Source organism: Streptomyces sp. GL_141, assembly GCF_057834385.1.
This window is the reverse complement of record NZ_CM174402.1, coordinates 849,782-866,375: the sequence shown is the minus strand read 5'-3', so window position 1 is coordinate 866,375 and position 16,594 is coordinate 849,782. Positions and strand designations below refer to the sequence as shown.

16 protein-coding genes and 1 pseudogene are annotated in these 16,594 nt (G+C 73.4%); 11 read left to right on the top strand and 6 right to left on the bottom strand.

What is annotated here, in order from left to right; translation table 11 throughout:
* The first annotated feature begins 118 nt into the window (after positions 1–118).
* The 4 genes from panD to AC3IX6_RS03755 are packed head-to-tail and all read left to right on the top strand — an operon-like array spanning position 119 to position 1,758.
* A complete protein-coding gene (gene panD, locus AC3IX6_RS03770) occupies positions 119–538 on the top strand; it encodes an aspartate 1-decarboxylase (RefSeq protein ID WP_489368784.1) in 420 nt (139 codons plus the stop codon).
* A 13-nt stretch (positions 539–551) separates the two neighbouring features.
* Entirely contained in the window at positions 552–914 is a 363-nt protein-coding gene (locus AC3IX6_RS03765) for a GNAT family N-acetyltransferase (RefSeq protein ID WP_489368783.1), read from the top strand.
* Positions 908–1,549: an aspartate/glutamate racemase family protein gene (locus tag AC3IX6_RS03760; RefSeq protein WP_489368782.1), complete on the top strand. Its 642-nt coding sequence runs from the start codon at positions 908–910 to the stop codon at positions 1,547–1,549. Before AC3IX6_RS03765 ends, AC3IX6_RS03760 begins: the two co-directional genes overlap by 7 nt.
* 41 nt (positions 1,550–1,590) lie before the next feature.
* Positions 1,591–1,758 carry a hypothetical protein gene (locus AC3IX6_RS03755; RefSeq protein WP_489368781.1) on the top strand — a complete coding sequence of 56 codons (168 nt, stop codon included), beginning with the start codon at positions 1,591–1,593 and terminating at the stop codon, positions 1,756–1,758.
* Between the two features lie 88 nt (positions 1,759–1,846).
* Here AC3IX6_RS03755 and gndA read toward each other — a convergent pair whose 3' ends face one another.
* Complete coding sequence (gene gndA, locus AC3IX6_RS03750; protein WP_489368780.1) at positions 1,847–3,292, bottom strand: NADP-dependent phosphogluconate dehydrogenase; 1,446 nt, start codon at positions 3,290–3,292, stop codon at positions 1,847–1,849.
* A gap of 207 nt (positions 3,293–3,499) precedes the next feature.
* Between gndA and AC3IX6_RS03745 the strand changes: the two genes are divergently transcribed.
* Entirely contained in the window at positions 3,500–4,753 is a 1,254-nt protein-coding gene (locus AC3IX6_RS03745) for a transglycosylase family protein (RefSeq protein WP_489368779.1), read from the top strand.
* A gap of 153 nt (positions 4,754–4,906) precedes the next feature.
* On the opposite strand, the pseudogene AC3IX6_RS03740 reads toward AC3IX6_RS03745, so the two are convergent.
* Positions 4,907–5,677, bottom strand: a pseudogene (locus AC3IX6_RS03740) (DMT family transporter); the annotation flags it as partial.
* Positions 5,678–5,877: 200 nt separating this feature from the next.
* On the opposite strand from AC3IX6_RS03740, the gene AC3IX6_RS03735 reads away from it, so the two are divergent.
* A complete protein-coding gene (locus tag AC3IX6_RS03735) occupies positions 5,878–7,365 on the top strand; it encodes an SDR family NAD(P)-dependent oxidoreductase (protein ID WP_489368778.1) in 1,488 nt (495 codons plus the stop codon).
* Between the two features lie 79 nt (positions 7,366–7,444).
* Here AC3IX6_RS03735 and AC3IX6_RS03730 read toward each other — a convergent pair whose 3' ends face one another.
* The gene (locus tag AC3IX6_RS03730; protein ID WP_489371721.1) at positions 7,445–7,807 is read right to left on the bottom strand and encodes a hypothetical protein; all 363 of its coding nucleotides are present in this window, start codon (positions 7,805–7,807) and stop codon (positions 7,445–7,447) included.
* A 312-nt stretch (positions 7,808–8,119) separates the two neighbouring features.
* On the opposite strand from AC3IX6_RS03730, the gene AC3IX6_RS03725 reads away from it, so the two are divergent.
* The 3 genes from AC3IX6_RS03725 to AC3IX6_RS03715 all read left to right on the top strand — a co-directional run bounded on the left by AC3IX6_RS03725 (position 8,120) and on the right by AC3IX6_RS03715 (position 10,112).
* Positions 8,120–8,296 carry a hypothetical protein gene (locus AC3IX6_RS03725; RefSeq protein ID WP_250741880.1) on the top strand — a complete coding sequence of 59 codons (177 nt, stop codon included), beginning with the start codon at positions 8,120–8,122 and terminating at the stop codon, positions 8,294–8,296.
* 256 nt (positions 8,297–8,552) lie between these two features.
* Positions 8,553–9,536 (top strand): NAD-dependent epimerase/dehydratase family protein, encoded by a 984-nt coding sequence (locus AC3IX6_RS03720; RefSeq protein ID WP_489368777.1) that lies wholly within the window; start codon positions 8,553–8,555, stop codon positions 9,534–9,536.
* A gap of 81 nt (positions 9,537–9,617) precedes the next feature.
* The gene (locus AC3IX6_RS03715) at positions 9,618–10,112 is read left to right on the top strand and encodes a hypothetical protein (RefSeq protein ID WP_489368775.1); all 495 of its coding nucleotides are present in this window, start codon (positions 9,618–9,620) and stop codon (positions 10,110–10,112) included.
* Here the strand turns inward: AC3IX6_RS03715 and AC3IX6_RS03710 are convergent.
* Genes AC3IX6_RS03710 through AC3IX6_RS03700 form a run of 3 tightly spaced genes read right to left on the bottom strand, consistent with a single transcriptional unit; the run spans position 10,109 to position 13,010 of the window.
* Complete coding sequence (locus AC3IX6_RS03710; protein ID WP_489368774.1) at positions 10,109–11,545, bottom strand: lipase maturation factor family protein; 1,437 nt, start codon at positions 11,543–11,545, stop codon at positions 10,109–10,111. The two genes, AC3IX6_RS03715 and AC3IX6_RS03710, sit on opposite strands and share 4 nt — an antisense overlap.
* Entirely contained in the window at positions 11,503–12,099 is a 597-nt protein-coding gene (locus tag AC3IX6_RS03705; RefSeq protein WP_489368772.1) for a DUF1990 domain-containing protein, read from the bottom strand. Before AC3IX6_RS03705 ends, AC3IX6_RS03710 begins: the two co-directional genes overlap by 43 nt.
* Positions 12,096–13,010: a YndJ family protein gene (locus AC3IX6_RS03700; protein WP_489368771.1), complete on the bottom strand. Its 915-nt coding sequence runs from the start codon at positions 13,008–13,010 to the stop codon at positions 12,096–12,098. Before AC3IX6_RS03700 ends, AC3IX6_RS03705 begins: the two co-directional genes overlap by 4 nt.
* Positions 13,011–13,183: 173 nt before the next feature.
* Between AC3IX6_RS03700 and AC3IX6_RS03695 the strand changes: the two genes are divergently transcribed.
* Both AC3IX6_RS03695 and AC3IX6_RS03690 read left to right on the top strand, forming a co-directional pair.
* Positions 13,184–14,482, top strand: a complete 1,299-nt coding sequence (locus AC3IX6_RS03695; protein ID WP_489368770.1) for a DUF6777 domain-containing protein — start codon at positions 13,184–13,186, stop codon at positions 14,480–14,482.
* Positions 14,483–14,489: 7 nt separating this feature from the next.
* Complete coding sequence (locus AC3IX6_RS03690; protein ID WP_489368769.1) at positions 14,490–16,553, top strand: SpoIIE family protein phosphatase; 2,064 nt, start codon at positions 14,490–14,492, stop codon at positions 16,551–16,553.
* Positions 16,554–16,594 lie beyond the last annotated feature (41 nt).

The following is a 16,594-nucleotide window of genomic DNA, read 5'->3' as shown; positions in this document are numbered from 1 at the left end:
AGCAAGTGACGCGACGGCCGGAAGGGGAGCTGACCGGAGATGCGAATCGTTGTAGGCTCCGCAGACCGCCCTTGACCTGCGTGAAGCAGGCAGGGAGCAGACACATCGGGAGTTTTGCATGCTTCGCACCATGTTCAAGTCCAAGATCCACCGGGCCACCGTCACCCAGGCCGACCTGCACTACGTCGGGTCCGTGACCATCGACGCCGATCTCCTCGACGCGGCGGACCTGCTGCCCGGCGAGCTCGTGCACATCGTGGACATCACCAACGGGGCACGGCTGGAGACGTACGTCATCAAGGGCGAGCGCGGCTCGGGGGTCATCGGGATCAACGGCGCCGCCGCGCACCTCGTGCACCCCGGCGACCTGGTCATCCTCATCAGCTACGGACAGATGGAAGACGCCGAGGCGCGCGTGTTCGAACCGCGCGTCGTCCACGTCGACGCGGACAATCGCATCATCGAGCTGGGTGTGGATCCTTCCGCCCCGGTTCCGGGAACGGACCAGGAGCGCAGCCCCCACGCGGTGGCTGTCTGAGGGAGTGGGGACGATGTCGCAGACCGGGTCGAGTGAAGCGATCAAGCTCGTGGACGACCGCGCCGCGGGGCGGCTGCTGGCCGTCGAGGACGGGGCGGTGGTGGGACACATCGCCTACTTCGTGCTCGCCGAGGACCCCCACGCCCTCGTGGCGGTCCACACCATCGTCGAGCCCGGGCACGAGGGCCACGGGATCGCCGGGAACCTGGTGAAGACCTTCTACGGGATCGCGGCCGACGAGGGCGTGCCCGTCGTCCCGCTCTGCCCGTATGCCGCCGCCTGGGCCGCCAAGCACCCCGAGGAGGCGCCCGAGGCGCCCGCCGGGGTGGTGGCCGCGGCCAAGGCGCAGCTCGCCTCGGACTCCGACCTGTGGTGACGCCCTCCGCGCCGGGCCTGATCCTGCTGCACACCTCGCCCGTGCACGTGCCGGTCTTCGACGCCCTGCGCGACCGGCACCACCCGGGCGCCGTCCTGCACCACCTCGTGGTGCCGGAGCTGCTGGAACGGGCCCGTGCGCTGGGGCCCGCCTCGCAGGCTCCGGCCGTGCGGGAGCTGCTGGCGGGCTCCGAGGGGCCCGTCCTGTGCACCTGCTCCTCGATCGGGGCCGTCGCCGAGTCGCTGGCCGGGGAGCTCGGAGTCCCGGTGCTCCGCGTCGACCGCCCGCTGGCGGCCGCCGCGGTCCGTACCGGGGCGCGGATCCTCGTACTGGCCACCGTGGAGTCGACGCTGGCCCCGACGGTGGATCTCCTGGAAGAGGAGGCCGTGCGGGCGGGCCGGCCGGTGTCGGTCCGTACCCGGGTGGTCGACGGGGCCTGGGACCGCTTCGCCGCGGGCGACGAAGCCGGCTGCCACCGGCTCGTGGCCGAGGCGGCGGACGCGGTCTCCGCCGCCGACACGGACGTCATCGTCCTCGCCCAGGTCTCCATGGCGGGCTCGCAGGCCCTGGTCACCACCGGCGTGCCGGTCCTGTCCAGCCCCGCGTCCGGCCTCGCGGCCGCCCTGGGGCAGTAGTCCGGCGGGCGCCGCGACCGGGACCGGGGGAGGCTGGAGGCATGACACAGCCTCCCGTCCCCGACCCGGCCCCGGTGCCGAACCCGTTCCCCGATCCGGGGCCGCTGCCCCGGCCCGAGCCGCCGACACCGGGTCCGGTGCCCGAACCCGACCCGGTCCCGCCGCCGCCCGGCCCCGCGCCGCAACCCGCGCCGGAGCCGCTGAGCTGACGCGGGAGCGGCCGGCGCGGAGCCGCCGGGCCCGCTGAGCCGACGCGACGGCCGCGCCGGCCCCTCCGTACGTGTCGGGCCGTAGGCGTCAGTCCGTACGGACTTCGGAGCGGTCTGCGCTCCACAGCGTGTGGTACGAGCCCGCGCGGTCGGTGCGCCGGTAGGTGTGCGCCCCGAAGAAGTCGCGCTGGCCCTGGGTCAGGGCCGCCGGGAGCCGCTCCGAGCGCAGGGCGTCGTAGTACGCCAGCGAGGCCGCGAAGGCCGGTACCGGGATGCCCTGGCGGACCGCCGCCACCAGCACCTCGCGCCAGTCCTCCTGCGCGGCGCCGATCTCGTCGGCGAAGCCGGCGTCCGCCAGCAGGCTCGGCAGCTCCGGCCGGGCGTCGTACGCGGCCCGGATCCGGTCCAGGAACGCGGCGCGGATGATGCAGCCGCCGCGCCACAGCGAGGCCACGGCGCCCGGGTCCACGCCCCAGCCGTACTCCTCGCTGCCGGCCTGGATCTGGTGGAAGCCCTGCGTGTAGGAGACGATCTTCGAGGCGTACAGGGCCTGCTCCACCTGGGCCGCGAAGGCGTCCGCCGCCCCGGCGGACAGCGGCGCGGCCTGCGGCCCCGCGAGACCCCGCGCGGCCGTACGCAGCTCGCCGTGGCCCGAAACCGCGCGGGCGAAGACCGCCTCGGCGATCCCGGACACCGGCACGCCCAGGTCGAGGGCGATCTGCACGGTCCAGCGGCCGGTGCCCTTCTGCTCGGCGGCGTCGGCGACCACGTCCACGAACGGCAGACCGGTCGCGGCGTCCGTGTGCGCGAGCACCTCGGCGGTGATCTCGATCAGGTACGAGTCCAGCCGGCCCTTGTTCCAGGAGCGGAAGGTCTCGGCGATCTTCGCGGGGGAGTAGCCGGCCACCTCGCGCAGCAGGTGGTAGGCCTCCGCGATCAGCTGCATGTCGGCGTACTCGATGCCGTTGTGCACCATCTTCACGAAGTGCCCGGCGCCGTCGGGGCCCACGTGCGAGGTGCAGGGCGTGCCGTCGGCCGCCTTGGCGGAGATCTTCTCCAGCAGCGGGCCGAGCGAGGCGTACGACTCCTCGGATCCGCCGGGCATGATGCTGGGGCCGAGCAGCGCGCCCTCCTCGCCGCCCGAGATGCCGACGCCCACGAAGTGCAGGCCCTGCTCGCGCAGTTCCTTCTCGCGGCGGCGGGTGTCCTCGAAGTGGGCGTTCCCGCCGTCGATGATCACGTCGCCCGGCTCCAGCAGCGGCGCGAACTCGCGGATCACCGCGTCGGTCGGCTCGCCGGCCTTCACCATGATGATCAGGCGGCGCGGGCGCTCCAGCGCGTCCACGAACTCCTTCGCGCTCCCGGCGGCCACGAAGGATCCCTCGTGTCCGAACTCCTCCACGAGCGCCGTGGTCTTGGCGGTGGTGCGGTTGTGGACGGCGACGGTGAACCCGTTGCGGGCGAAGTTGCGGGCGAGGTTGCTGCCCATCACCGCGAGTCCGGTGACTCCGATCTGGGCCGTGCTGCTGGTCATGTGCGTGCGCTCCTGAGTGCGTCGGCAGTGCATTCGATGTGCGGAGGAATGCAGGAACACCGACGCTACCCCGACGGAGATCCTTAGCGGCGTCTTACATTCGGCGGTAAATCAACTTCCGCTCGAACGCGTTGTGTTGTGCGCCTTGTCATGGACCGGTCGTGGCGTTAGGTTGCGAGGTTCCTGATGTCTTCGATGGGGGCTCCCATGGGTGTACGGGGCCGGCACCGCCGGTATCAGCCGAGCAGCATCAACCGCGCCTCGCTCGTCGTCACCGCGGGCGGAGCCGGGATCGCGCTACCGCTGATCGGGGCGGGAGCGGCACACGCCGCCTCGGTGGACACCTGGAACAAGGTCGCCGCCTGCGAGTCCACGAGCAACTGGCACATCAACACCGGCAACGGCTATTACGGCGGGCTCCAGTTCAGCCAGAGCACCTGGCGGGCCTTCGGCGGGACCGCGTACGCGGCTCGCGCCGATCTGGCCACCAAGGAACAGCAGATCGCCGTGGCCGAGAAGGTGCTGAAGGGCCAGGGTCCGCAGGCCTGGCCGGTCTGCGGGAAGCAGGCCGGACTCAGCCGCAGCGGCCCCGCGCCCGCTCTCGGCGCCCAGGGCAAGGCGACGGGTCCGGGCAAGGCGACGGCTCCGAAGGTCGTGGCGCCGGTCGCGCCGAAGACGACTCCGAAGGCCGCTCCCCAGGGCACGACGCCCAGCCCGGCCGGGACTTCCGTCCTGCCCAACCCCTACGTCGTCGCCCCCGGGGACTCGCTGTCGGCGATCGCCACGGAACAGCACGTCGAGGGCGGCTGGCAGTCCCTGTACGAGACCAACCGGGCCGTCGTGGGCGGCGATCCCGACCTGATCTTCCCCGGGCAGCGGCTCACCCTGCGCGTCACCGCAGCGCCGCCCGCGCCGCCCGCGCCGAGTCCGGAGAAGCCGCCGCGCACGGCCGAACCCGTGAAGCCCGTGGCACCGGCGAAGCCCGCCGAACAGGCCGGCAAGAAACCGGCCGAAAAACCTGCCGAGAAGCCCGCGGAAAAGCCGCAGGCCCCCTCCGGAGCCTTCAGCGCCCCGGTCGACGCGGGCCTGGGCACCGCCTACCACGTCGCGGGCTCGTCATGGTCGAGCGGCTACCACACGGGCATCGACTTCCCGGTGGCCACCGGCACCACCGTCAAGGCCGTCAGCAGCGGGCAGGTCGTCTCAGCGGGCTGGGCCGGTGCGTACGGGTACCAGGTCGTCATCCGGCACTCCGACGGCCGGTACTCCCAGTACGCGCACCTCTCGGCGCTCTCGGTCAAAGCCGGCGCGGCGGTCTCCGGCGGGCAGCGGATCGGCCGTTCCGGCTCGACGGGCAACGTGACCGGTCCGCACCTGCATTTCGAGATGCGCACGGGACCCGGCTACGGCACCGACATCGACCCGCTGAAGTACCTGCGGGCCCACGGAGTCGCCATCTGAAACCGGGGCCGCGGCGGAAGCCAGGGTCCCGGCCGCGGTCGGGGTCCCGGCCACGGCCGGTGCCGGCGCGGGCGCCGACGGTGCGGGCAGGCGCCCGTCCCGGGGCGCGAGGGTGAGCAGGACGAGCCCGGTCGCCGCCGCGGTCGCGCTCACCAGCGCCGCGGCGACGCCGACCGCCCCGTAGCGGAAGCCCTCGTCGAACAGCGCGATGCCGACCGCCGCCGCGACCACCGGGTTGGCCACCGTCACGGTGGCCAGCGGGGCGGTCAGCCCGGCGCCGCGGTAGGCCGCCTGCGACAGCAGCAGGCCGCTGGCGGCCAGCGCGGCGATCGCGGTCAGCTCCGGCCACAGGGTGACCAGCGCGTCCGGGGCGAAGCTCTCCGCCACCGACTTCGTGAACACCGATGCCATGCCGAAGGTGGCCCCTGCCGCCGTGGCCAGCAGCACGCTGTGCGCGGTGGCCCGCCGCACCCGGCGCGCGGCCAGGAACAGCACGGACACCAGGGCCCCGGTCGCCGCCAGGAGCAGGCTCTGCTCCCCGCCCGACAGGGACTGCTCGGCCCGCCCGCCCCCGCCCGTCAGGGCCAGCAGCCCGGCCAGCCCGGCCGTGGCCAGCACGGCCCCGCGCCAGGCCGCGGCTCCCGCCCGACGCCGTACGAACACGGCCGCCATCGGGAGCGCGAAGACGATGGTGAGGGCCCCGAGCGGCTGCACCAGGCTCAGCGGCCCGTAGGCGAGCGCCACCACGTGCAGCAGGGCCCCGAGGCCGTTCAGCGCGATCGCGGCGTACCAGGCGGGACGGCGCACCGGGGCGTAGGACCCGCCCGTGGCACCGGACGCGACCCGCTCCTGGACGATCGCTCCGGCCGCATACGCCACGGCGGACACCAGGCACAGCAGGACCGAAAAGGCTAGGGCACTCATAAAAGTCACAATGCCCGAGTCCGGAGAGCTATTCCTCCCCCTAGAGGCGGGGACCAGTACGTCCTGGGGCGTACTCCGAACGCAGTAGCCGGGAGCACGGGAGCGCGTTTGTCTTCCCGCCCGGGGGATCCGTACACTAGCCCTTTTGGGGACTTCCGCAGCCGGCGGACGCGGACGACTGATCAAGGAACGACAGCGGTATGACGGTGACCGAAGACAGCCAGGAGCAGGGCCACGCCTTCGGGCCCGGCATCGACCCCGACCGCCTGGCCCTCTGCCTGAGCGTGCTCGACGAGCTCGACAAGATCGACGTCGACCACCCGGACGCGATCACCGTGCGCCGCGCCACCGCCGGTCTGTACCGGACGGTCAAGCAGCGCCGCCGCCAGGACCGCCGCGCCGCCAAGACCGCCAACGACAAGGCCGTCACCGAGGCGACCGCGACCGGCTCCGCCGAACGCATCGACGACGAGACCGAGGGCCTGCTGCCCTCCTCGGTCACGGAGACCGGCCGGATCGCCGGGATCCTCGAGCGCCCGCGCTCCTGCTACGTCTGCAAGACGCGGTACGTCGAGGTCGACTACTTCTACCACCAGCTCTGCCCGAGCTGCGCCGTCGAGAACCGGACCAGGCGGGAAGCCCGTGCCGACCTCACCGGCAAGCGCGCGCTGCTCACCGGCGGCCGGGCCAAGATCGGCATGTACATCGCGCTGCGGCTGCTGCGCGACGGCGCGCACACCACGATCACCACCCGCTTCCCCAAGGACGCCATCCGCCGCTTCAAGGCGATGGAGGACTCTGCGGAGTGGATGCACCGCCTGGAGGTCGTGGGCATCGACCTGCGCGACCCGGCCCAGTCCGTGGCGCTCGCCGAGCAGGTGGCCGCGGGTGGTCCGCTCGACATCCTGATCAACAACGCGACGCAGACCGTGCGCCGCCTGCCGTCCGCGTACGCGGCGCTGGTCGAGGGGGAGAGCGCCCCGCTGCCGGCCGGCGAGCTCCCCGCCCACCACGTCATCGGCGCCTTCAACTCCGGCGCGGTCGACGGCCTGGCGGCGCTGCCCGTCGGCGTGAGCGGGCTCGACGCGCAGAAGGTCGCCGACCTCGCCCTGGTCGCGGGCAACGCCAGCCTGGAGCGGCACCTCGCCGGTACCGCCATCGACGCGGGCGGCCTGCTGCCCGATGTCGTCGACAGCAACACCTGGGTGCAGACCATCGACCAGATCTCCCCGGTGGAGCTGCTCGAGACCCAGCTGTGCAACTACACGTCGCCGTTCATCCTGATCAGCGCGCTCCGGCCGGCCATGGCCGAGGCCGCGCGAAAGGCCTCGGGCGGGCGGGCGTACGTCGTGAACGTCTCGGCGATGGAGGGCGTCTTCAGCCGCGGTTACAAGGGTGCGGGGCACCCGAACACCAACGCCGCCAAGGCCGCGATGAACATGGTGACCCGGACCAGCGGCCAGGAGATGTTCCAGACCGACCGGATCCTGATGACCTCGGTCGACACCGGCTGGATCACGGACGAGCGCCCGCACTTCGACAAGCTGCGCCTCGCCGAGGAGGGCTTCCACGCCCCCCTCGACCTGGTCGACGGCGCGGCCCGGGTCTACGACCCGATCGTCCGCGGCGAGCTCGGCGAGGACCTGTACGGGGTCTTCCTCAAGGACTACGCACCCGCCAACTGGTAGGCCGCACGACGTCGAGTCGCCCGCGTCAACCGAGCGCCCCCGGTCCCTCTCTCAGGAGGGACCGGGGGCGCCCGGCGTTTCAGGCGGTGCGGCCGTAGGCCCCCGCCGCGACCAGTTCCAGCACCGGGCGCCAGTCCTCCAGCACACCAGCGTCCAGGCCCGCGGACCGGCCCGCCTCGGCCGCGTGGCCGAGGGTCTCCGCGTCGGGATCGGGCCCGGGGGCCGGTGCGCCGGGCCGGTGGAGCCGTAGGAGCCGGGCCACCCGCTCGCCCAGCAGGGGGCGGATCGTCTCCGCGGGGTGGCCGATCAGCAACCCCGCGACCTGCAGTTCCTTGTCGAAGGGGTGCGAGCGGCGCAGCAGCGCGGCGACCCGCAGCCCGTGGCCGTCGCCGTGCCCGTTCCGCAGCAGGTCCATCAGCTCCCCGACGCTTCCGACGACCACCGGCACCTCGGACTTCGCCACTGTCGTTCCTTCCGTCGCCCGACCGCGTATCACCCGTATGGCGCCGTCGAGCAGATCAGGCGTACGCGACGCGCCGACGTGCGAGGTGATGAACTCGTAGCGAAAACAAGCTGTCCGGAGTGGATTTTACTATTCCATCGAGCGGGGGTGCGCTCATATGTGTACTCTGATCGCCATGAGAGCCCCACACGGGCCCTCGCTCCACCAAGGCGCCACCGCGTCCGGAAACCTTCTCTTCCCGCACCGGCGCGCGGTTCGCCCGCCGGGTTACGCGACACAAAGGAGTGCGCGGTGACACCAGAACTGACGACGACAGACCAGGCGCCAAGGGAACGGACGGGGTCGCGGAGCAGCAAGCGCCCCGAGACCCTCGGCAACCTGGAGGTCTGGGCCCGGTCCGCCCCCATCCGTCTCGCCGGCTACGAGGACGACCTCGCGGAGCCGCACATCCTGCCCGGCATCGACTAGACCCGTACGGTCCGGTCCGGTCCGCCCGTCGTCCCGGGGTCATTGCCCCGGGACGGCGGGCGGCGGCATGTGGTGGTCGGTGCTTGCGGCGCTCGATCAGGTACTGCAGCAGGGCGAGGATGCCGGTCGCCGCCCGTGAGGTTCTCGACCACGCCCGAGGGGGCCCGGAAGTTCCCGCGACCGGTACGCCGTGGGCGTCATCGCTGTGGGCGATCAAGGGTTCCACGCACCCCCGCCCCCGGGCAGGCTGACCTGCATGAAGCTACTGATGCTGGGTGGAACCGAATTCGTCGGGCGCGCGATCACCGAAGACGCCCTCGACCGCGGCTGGGAGGTCACCGTCTTCCACCGCGGGCACCACGCGCCCCCGCCCGGCACCACCGCCGTGCACGGGGACCGCACCGCCCCCGGAGGCCTGGACGCCCTCGCCGAAGGGGAGTGGGACCTCGTCGTCGACACCTGGGGCGGCGCCCCCACCGCCGTGCGCGACAGTGCCCGCCTGCTGGCCGGCCGGGTGGGCCGGTACGCGTACATATCCAGCCGCTCGGTGCACGCGTACCCCGCCCCGGCGGGCATGGGTGAGGACGGCCCGCTCGTCGACGGCTCGCCCGACGCGGACTCCGTCGCCTACGCCGAGGACAAGCGCGGCGCCGAGATCGCCGCCGTGGACGCCTTCGGCGATCGTGCCCTGCTGGTGCGCGCCGGGCTCATCCTCGGCCCGTACGAGAACGTGGGCCGGCTGCCCTGGTGGCTGAACCGCGCGGCGCGCGGCGGCCCGCTGCCCGCCCCCGGGCCGCGTGACCTCCCGCTCCAGTACGTGGACGTACGCGATCTCGCGCACTGGACCCTGGACGCCGCCGAAGCCGGACACGGCGGCCCCTACAACCTGGTCTCCCCGACCGGCCACGCCACGATGGGCAGCTTCCTGGAAGCCTGCGCGAAGGTGACCGGCGGCGGCGCCGAGCTCCGCTGGACCGATCCCGCCCGGATAGAAGAGGCGGGCGTACAGCCCTGGACCGACCTGCCGGCCTGGATGCCGGAGGGCGAGATGCACGACTACATGTACGGCGGGGACGTGACCAAGGCGCTCGCGGCGGGCCTGAAGTGCCGCCCGGTCGAGGAGACCGTCGCCGACACCTGGACCTGGCTCCAGGAGCTCGGCGGGGTCGCACCGCAGCGCCCCGACCGGCCCTCCCCGGGCATGACCGCGGAACAGGAGGCGGCGCTCCTGGGGCTCTGACCGGCCCACCTCGCTCGGACGAGCCGGCCCGACGGCCGCTCGGGCAACGGCCCTTCCCGGAAACGGGGGGGGGGAGAAGAGATGGGTACCGACACACCACCGGGGGATGAGGCCAGGCCCGCGCCGACGGCGCCGCGCGACCAGCCGGGGGCACGCCCCGCTCCACCGGCGCCCGCTCCACCCGGGTCCGCCGCGTCCGCGCCCGTTCCACCCGCGTCCGCACCCACCGCATCCCCGGACGACCCGCCGCAGCCCACCACGTCGAACTCCCTGCTGAGACTCGGCGAATGGGCGGCTCTGGTCACCGCCCTGACCGGTCTCGCAGGGTTGCTGCTGGGATTCCTGGGGCTCCCCACCCTGGTGAACTCGCCGACCGCCACCCGGATGACGGAGACCGTCCGGGCGACGGTCACGGTGACGGCCACCCCCTCCGGGAGCCCCGTGGCCGCGGAGCCCAGCACGTCACCGCAGACGTCCGCCACGCCCTCCGCTCCGGCCGTCGTCCCGAAGGGCGCGAGCTCCACGTTCGACGCCTTCTGCTCGTTGGAAGTGAAGGTCTGGCGCGCCGGTTCTTAGCGGCGGTTCCACGAGGCGTCCTCCAGCCGGGTCGGCGGCAGGTACTCGCGCACCAGCGTGCGGTGCCACCACGCGCCCGTCTCGCGCAGCTCCCGCCACGTGGTGAACCGGTAGCGGTACAGCCGCGCCCGCACGTAGCGCGGCGGCTCGTCCGGGAAGGGGTTGTACCGGAGCAGCTTCAGGGTGTCCCGGTCGCCCGCCAGCAGCCGCTCCACGAACGGCCCGAACCAGTCGCGGGCGTAGCCGGGGGAGAGCGCCGCGAACCACATGAGCCAGTCGAGGCGCAGGTGGTACGGGGCGAACTGGCGCGGGATCCGGCGCACGTCGCCCGGCTTGCCCCTGAAGCCGTACTCCCGCCAAGCCCCGTCCTCCCGGGGTTGCCGGTCCGCGGTTCCCTCCACCACCACTTCCTCGCGGATCCGGCCCACCGTGCCGAACGCCCCGTAGGTGTTGACCAGGTGGAGGGGGTCGAAGGACCGGTTCATGACCTGGCCGCGCGAGATCATGTTGGCCACCGGATGCCGGCTCAGCACGAGCACCAGCGCGGTCAGGGCGCACACCAGCACCACGTACCAGAGCGGCCCCTGCCGGGAGGCGGCCGGCGGCGGGGCGCCCGTGAGCGCGCCGAAGTCGATGGCCGGCAGGGCCGCCGTGATCGTGATCCAGTTCAGCCAGGCGAAGTTCCCCGACAGCACCAGCCACAGCTGGGTCGCCACGATGGTCCCGGCGGCGTACGAGGCCACCGGCTGCGGGGTGAACAGCAGGACGGGCACGAGCAGTTGGGTCACGTGGTTGGCGGCGCACTCCACCCGGTGCAGCGGCTTCGGCAGATGGTGGAAGAACCAGCTCAGCGGGCCGGGCATCGGCTGCGTCTCGTGATGGAAGTACAGGCAGGTGAGCCGGCGCCAGCAGGGGTCGCCCCGCATCTTGATGAGCCCCGCGCCGAACTCCACCCGGAAGACCACCCAGCGCAGCAGCCACAGCACCAGCACCGGCGGTCCGGCCCGCGCGTTGCCGAGGAAGACGGCCAGGAAGCCGACCTCCAGCAGCAGCGACTCCCAGCCGAAGGAGTACCAGGTCTGCCCCACGTTCACGATCGACAGGTACAGCAGCCACAGCAGCGCCCACATCGCCATCGCCGCGCCCAGCGGCACCGCGTCCCCGGCCCCCGCGGCGAGCGCCGCCGCCAAGGCCGCCCCGGTCCAGGCGCAGACGGCGAAGAACCGGTCGGAGTAGTGCAGGTGGAACAGGCTGGGGGCGCGCCGGAAGGGCACGTACCGCAGGTGGCGCGGTACGGGCAGCATGCCGTGCGCCCCGATCAGTGCCCGGAACTGCAGGGCGGCCCCGGCGAAGGCGACGAGGTAGACACCGGCCAGGGCCCGCTGGAAGATCAGCCGCCCCAGCCAGTATCCGGGCGCCGTGAACCAGTCCATCCCCTCCAGTATCGGGCCGGTCGGTCGCCCGTGGCGAGCCGCCGCACGTACCGCCCGAGCCGCCGGGCGTAGGCCTGCTGGAGGAAGGGGACGACCGGGCCCGCCAGCCGGGTGTACCAGCTCCCCGGGCGGCTGAAGGCGGTCACCTCGAACCACACCGAGCCGTCCGGCTCCATGTCCACCACGAAGGACTCCTCGCCGCACTCGGGGTGCCCGGTCAGCGTCCCGTACGCGAAACCGGTCCGCCGGGGCTCGTACGCGGTCCAGATCACCTCGCACGGGGCGTCGATCCGCACCGGGCCGAAGCCGATCCCGACCACGACCCGGTCGCCGGGCCGGACGGGGAACGCTCCGGCCGTGACGAGCATGCCCGAGGCGCGGTGGGCGCGGAAGGTGGTGAGGGCGGCCCCGGCGGCGTTCAGGGCTGCCTGCCCGTGCCCGATCCGGGTGCGGTGGTGGGTGATGTTGTACCCGGCGGGCAGCGGCCGCCGGGCGAGGGCGCCGCGGTCGGGGTAGTTGAAGGTGCTGCGGCCTTCGCTGATGAGGCGGGTCATGCCGGGATCTCCGTTCGGTCGGGCAGGGCGGCGGGTGCGGCGCCGGCGGGTGCGGGCGGAGCGGCCGGTGCAGGCGGAGTGGCCGGTGCGGTCAGGCGCCGCCAGGCCAGCAGTGAGCACAGGCCGAAGCCGAGGGCGTTGCCGAGGCCGTGGGTCGCGGCCATCCAGGTCAGGGTGGGGTGCACGATCCCGGTGGCCTCGCCGAGCGCCCACCACAGGGCGAGCAGCATGGTGGCCACCAGGACGACCGCCGAGCCCGCGAGGAGCGCACCGGTGACCCGGTCCCGGCCGCGGGCCCCGGGGCGGACGTCCCGCCAGGTCAGCAGGGCCACCGCCCACATGCCGCCGGTCAGCGTCACCGCACCGACCAGCTCGGCCCAGTCGTCGATGAAGTAGCCGAGGAGCACGAGCGCGGTCCCGGCCGGGACGCTGTACGCCGCCCAGCGCGCGAGGGCTCCGGCGGCGGAGGCCCGGCACACCAGCCCGGCGATCAGGGCGGCGGCGAAACCGGCGAAGTGGAAGTGCGGCACGGTCAGGGCCAGGATGTCGAGGCCGAAGCCGAAGAGCCGGTGCCCGGCGCGTTCGGCGACCAGGGCGGTCCCGGCGACCGAGGGCGCCACCAGGGCGGTGAGCACCGCCACCTCGGCGGGGCCGGGAATCCGCCGGGGCGCCGCCCGTACCGCCGGGACCACGGCCCGTAGCGCCAGGGCCAGCGTGGCCGCGGCGTAGACCGAGGCGAGCGCCGTGGCCGGGGCTCCCCGGGGCAGCCACAGACAGACCGCTCCGGGAGCCGCGAACAGCGGCCAGAGCCGGGCCGTCCGGCCGAACCGGACCGGATCGATCAGGCGCAGGCCGGCCGGGACGACGTAGAGCATGCCCAGGGCGACGATCAGATTCACCAGCACGGTCACCGCGGATCCCCCTCCGGGAACGAACGCCTTGAACGCGTTCAACTCACGGTCGTGAGCCTAGACGCTCTCTTGAACATGTTCAAGAGAGCGTCTGGTGCGTGATCTCCGGTTGCGGGCACCCCGTACATACGGCAGACAAGAGGGAGCAACCGGGGCGAAAAGGGAGATGCAACGTGTACGCACCGACACCCCGTCAGGCGCCGCGTCGTCACGCACCGGCCCGTGCGGCCCTCTTCACCGTCCTCGGACTCCTCGCCGCGGCCTGCGGGGCCACCGGCGAAGAGGGACGGACCAAGGGCCCCGCCGCCGAGAGCCAGGACGTCCACCTCCAGCCCGTGGCCTCGGCGGGCCCCGACCCCTTCACCTCCTCCTCCGCCACCGCCGAATCCGCCCCCGTCCAGCCGCCGCTGCCCAACGCGACCGGACAGGGCATCCGCACCGTCAACGCGGCCACCCCCGGCCTGTACGGCGGAACCCAGCGGCTCGGCAGCTGCGACGTGGAAGCGCAGGTCCAGTCGCTGACCGCTGACGACGCCAAGGCGCGCGCCTTCGCCGAGGCCTCCCAGGTGGAGCAGGAGAAGATCCCCGACTTCCTGCGCGGCCTCACCCCGGTCGTGCTGCGCGCCGACACCCGGGTGACCAACCACGGATTCGTCGGAGGCGGCCCCAACGCCTTCCAGTCCGTCCTCCAGGCCGGCACCGCCGTCCTCGTGGACGACCACGGAATGCCCCGCGTCCGCTGCGCCTGCGGGAACCCGCTGCTCGCTCCGCGCGCCGCCCCCGGCGCACCGGTGCTCAAGGGGGAGCCCTGGAGCGGCTACCAGCCCGCCCAGGTCGTGGTCATCGAGCCGACCATGCAGGTGATCAACAACCTGGTCATCGTCAACATCGCCGACAACACCTGGATCGAGCGCACGGCCGGCGACGACGGAGCCCAGGACCGCACCCCGCGGACGCCGCCCCCGTACGACCCGGCCGACGGGATCCCCACCGGGCCCGCGACCCCGCCCGGCACGGCGCCGGCCGACCCGTGCCGGACCCCGGAGAGCAACAGCCTCGCCCGCACCGAGCCGCCCACGGGCCCGCCCAGCCCCCGCCGCAGCCCCGCCCCCAACGCGGCCGACTGCCCGCCGGGCTCCGCGCAGACGGCTCCCAGCACCCCGGGCGACCCGAACGCGCAGACGGCCCCCGGCCGGCCGTCGACCGGCATCCCCTCCGGCCCGCCCACGGCCCCGCCGCCGGGCACCGACCAGCCCACCGACATCCCCTCCGACCTGCCCGGGCAGACCCCGAGCGACCCGGGGACCCTGGTGGGCCCCGACGGGGTCTCGCCGCAGCCGAGCGATCCGTACGCCGATCCGTACGCGGACCCGTACGCGAACCCCGACGCGGACCCGTACGCCGACCCCTACTCCGTCCCCGAGCAGCAGCCCTCGGCCCCGTACGACGGCCAGTACCTGGAGAGCGCCTGACCGGCCCGTGTGTCATGGTGGACCGGTGCCGACCGCCGTATCACTGCCGGAGGACTGGCCCGCACATCCGGACCGGTCGCTCTCGCTGAACCGCATGGGCAGTTTCGACTGGGACCTGGTCACCGGTCTCATGCACATGGACTCGGCAGCCCTCGAGGTGTTCGACACGAGCCCCGAGGAGTACGACGGCCGCCCCGGCTCCCTCTCGCCGCGCGTCCCGCCCGCCGAGGGCGCCCGGCTCGACGCCCTGGTCTCCTCGGCCCTCAAGAGCGGGGTCGACAGTTACGGCGCCTACTTCCGCATCCGCTGCCACGACGGCACGCTGCGCTGGACGCACACCCAGGGCCGCGTCATGCGCGGCCCGGACGGCCGCCCGTACCGGATCATCGGCATCGTCCGCGACGCCACCGAGGAGCTCAGCCATTCGGCGGAGCGCCTCGGGCTCGACGAGGAGCGGCGCCGCCAGACGTCCGTGGTCGAGAGCACCACCGCCGCACTCGCGCACGCCCGGACCGTCCAGGACGTCATCGACGCGCTCGGCGACGCCCACGGCCTGGAACGGCTCGGATCCATGGGCATGGTGATGGGGCTGGTCGAAGCCGGCCGGATCCACCTCGTCGCCGAAGGCCCCGCGGGCAGTTTCGTCCCCGGCACCCGCTACACCCGCATCGACGAGCAGTACCCGATGAGCGAGGTGGTGCGCTCGCTCCAGCCGCGGTTCCTGGACTCCGCCGCCGAGTTCGCCGCCGGGTACCCCGGGCTCTGGGCGAAGATCTCCTCCATGCACATCTCGGCGGCCGCCTACCTGCCGCTGATCGCCCAGGCCCGCCCGATCGGCGCCATCGGCCTGCTCTACCAGGACAAGGACGGCTTCACCCAGGAGGAACGCAACCTGCTCGTCGCGCTCGGCAGCAGCATCGCGCAGAGCCTCCAGCGGGCGATGCTCCTGGAGCAGGAGCACGATCTGGCGGAAGGGCTCCAGCAGGCCATGCTGCCGCGCCGGATCCCCTCGGTGCCGGGCGCCGAGATCGCCGTGCGGTACCGCTCGGCCAAGATGGGCCAGGACATCGGCGGCGACTGGTACGACGTCATCCCGCTGCCCGGCGGCCGGGTCGGCGCGGTCATCGGCGACGTCCAGGGCCACGACACGCACGCCGCGGCGGTCATGGGCCAGCTGCGGATCGTGCTGCGCGCCTACGCCGCCGAAGGACACTCGCCGGCCACCGTCATGGCCCGGGCCTCCGTCTTCCTGCACGAGCTGGACACCGACCGCTTCGCCACCTGCACGTACGCCGAGGCCGACCTCTCGACCGGGGTGCTGCAACTGGTCCGGGCCGGCCACATCGACCCCCTGCTGCGCACCCGGGACGGCGGCTGCGAGCGCCTCGCCCTGGAGGGCGGGATGCCACTGGGGCTGTCCGCGGAGTTCGGGCTGCTGGAGTATCCGGTGACCACGGTCGAGCTGGGACCCGGGGAAACGCTTCTGCTGTGCACGGACGGCCTGGTGGAACAGCCCGGAGCCGACCTCGACGACGGCGTCCGGCTCCTCGCCTCCCTCGTCCGCACCGGACCGTCGGACCTGGCCCTGCTCGCCGACCGGCTGTGCGAGGTCGTCGACGACCGGGGCGGCGACGACGACATGGCGCTGCTGCTGCTCCGCCGCGATGCCGAAGAGGTCCAGCAGGCCGGCGGCCGGCTCCAGCAGCACGTGGCGCCCGGCGACCCGGAGGCCCTCGTATCGGCCCGCCACATGATCGGCGCGGCGGTGCGGGCGTGGGGCGCGCGGGACCGGGCCGACGAGATCGAACTGGTCGCCGACGAGCTCATCGTCAACGCCCTCATGCACACCGACGGTCCCGCCATCGTGACGCTGCGGGTCCTGACCGGCCCCGAACGCCGGCTCCGCGTGGAGGTCGAGGACCGCTCCAGCGCCCTGCCCCGCCGCAGGGAGGCGGGCGACTCCGGGGTCTCGGGACGCGGCCTCATGCTGGTGGACCGGCTGGCGGACGTCTGGGGCGTGGAATCGCGGGGGAGCGGCAAGTGCGTGTGGTGCGAGTTCACGATGCCGTGAGCCCGTACGGACCCGTCCACGGCTCGCGCCCCGCCCGGAGC

What these genes read in the sequence shown, in the direction of transcription:
- panD (WP_489368784.1), top strand. Translation starts at nt 119, where the DNA reads ATGCTTCGCACCATGTTCAAGTCCAAGATCCACCGGGCCACCGTCACC.
- AC3IX6_RS03765 (WP_489368783.1), top strand. Translation starts at nt 552, where the DNA reads ATGTCGCAGACCGGGTCGAGTGAAGCGATCAAGCTCGTGGACGACCGC.
- AC3IX6_RS03755 (WP_489368781.1), top strand. Translation starts at nt 1,591, where the DNA reads ATGACACAGCCTCCCGTCCCCGACCCGGCCCCGGTGCCGAACCCGTTC.
- gndA (WP_489368780.1), bottom strand. Translation starts at nt 3,292, where the DNA reads ATGACCAGCAGCACGGCCCAGATCGGAGTCACCGGACTCGCGGTGATG.
- AC3IX6_RS03745 (WP_489368779.1), top strand. Translation starts at nt 3,500, where the DNA reads ATGGGTGTACGGGGCCGGCACCGCCGGTATCAGCCGAGCAGCATCAAC.
- AC3IX6_RS03735 (WP_489368778.1), top strand. Translation starts at nt 5,878, where the DNA reads ATGACGGTGACCGAAGACAGCCAGGAGCAGGGCCACGCCTTCGGGCCC.
- AC3IX6_RS03720 (WP_489368777.1), top strand. Translation starts at nt 8,553, where the DNA reads ATGAAGCTACTGATGCTGGGTGGAACCGAATTCGTCGGGCGCGCGATC.
- AC3IX6_RS03715 (WP_489368775.1), top strand. Translation starts at nt 9,618, where the DNA reads ATGGGTACCGACACACCACCGGGGGATGAGGCCAGGCCCGCGCCGACG.
- AC3IX6_RS03710 (WP_489368774.1), bottom strand. Translation starts at nt 11,545, where the DNA reads ATGGACTGGTTCACGGCGCCCGGATACTGGCTGGGGCGGCTGATCTTC.
- AC3IX6_RS03705 (WP_489368772.1), bottom strand. Translation starts at nt 12,099, where the DNA reads ATGACCCGCCTCATCAGCGAAGGCCGCAGCACCTTCAACTACCCCGAC.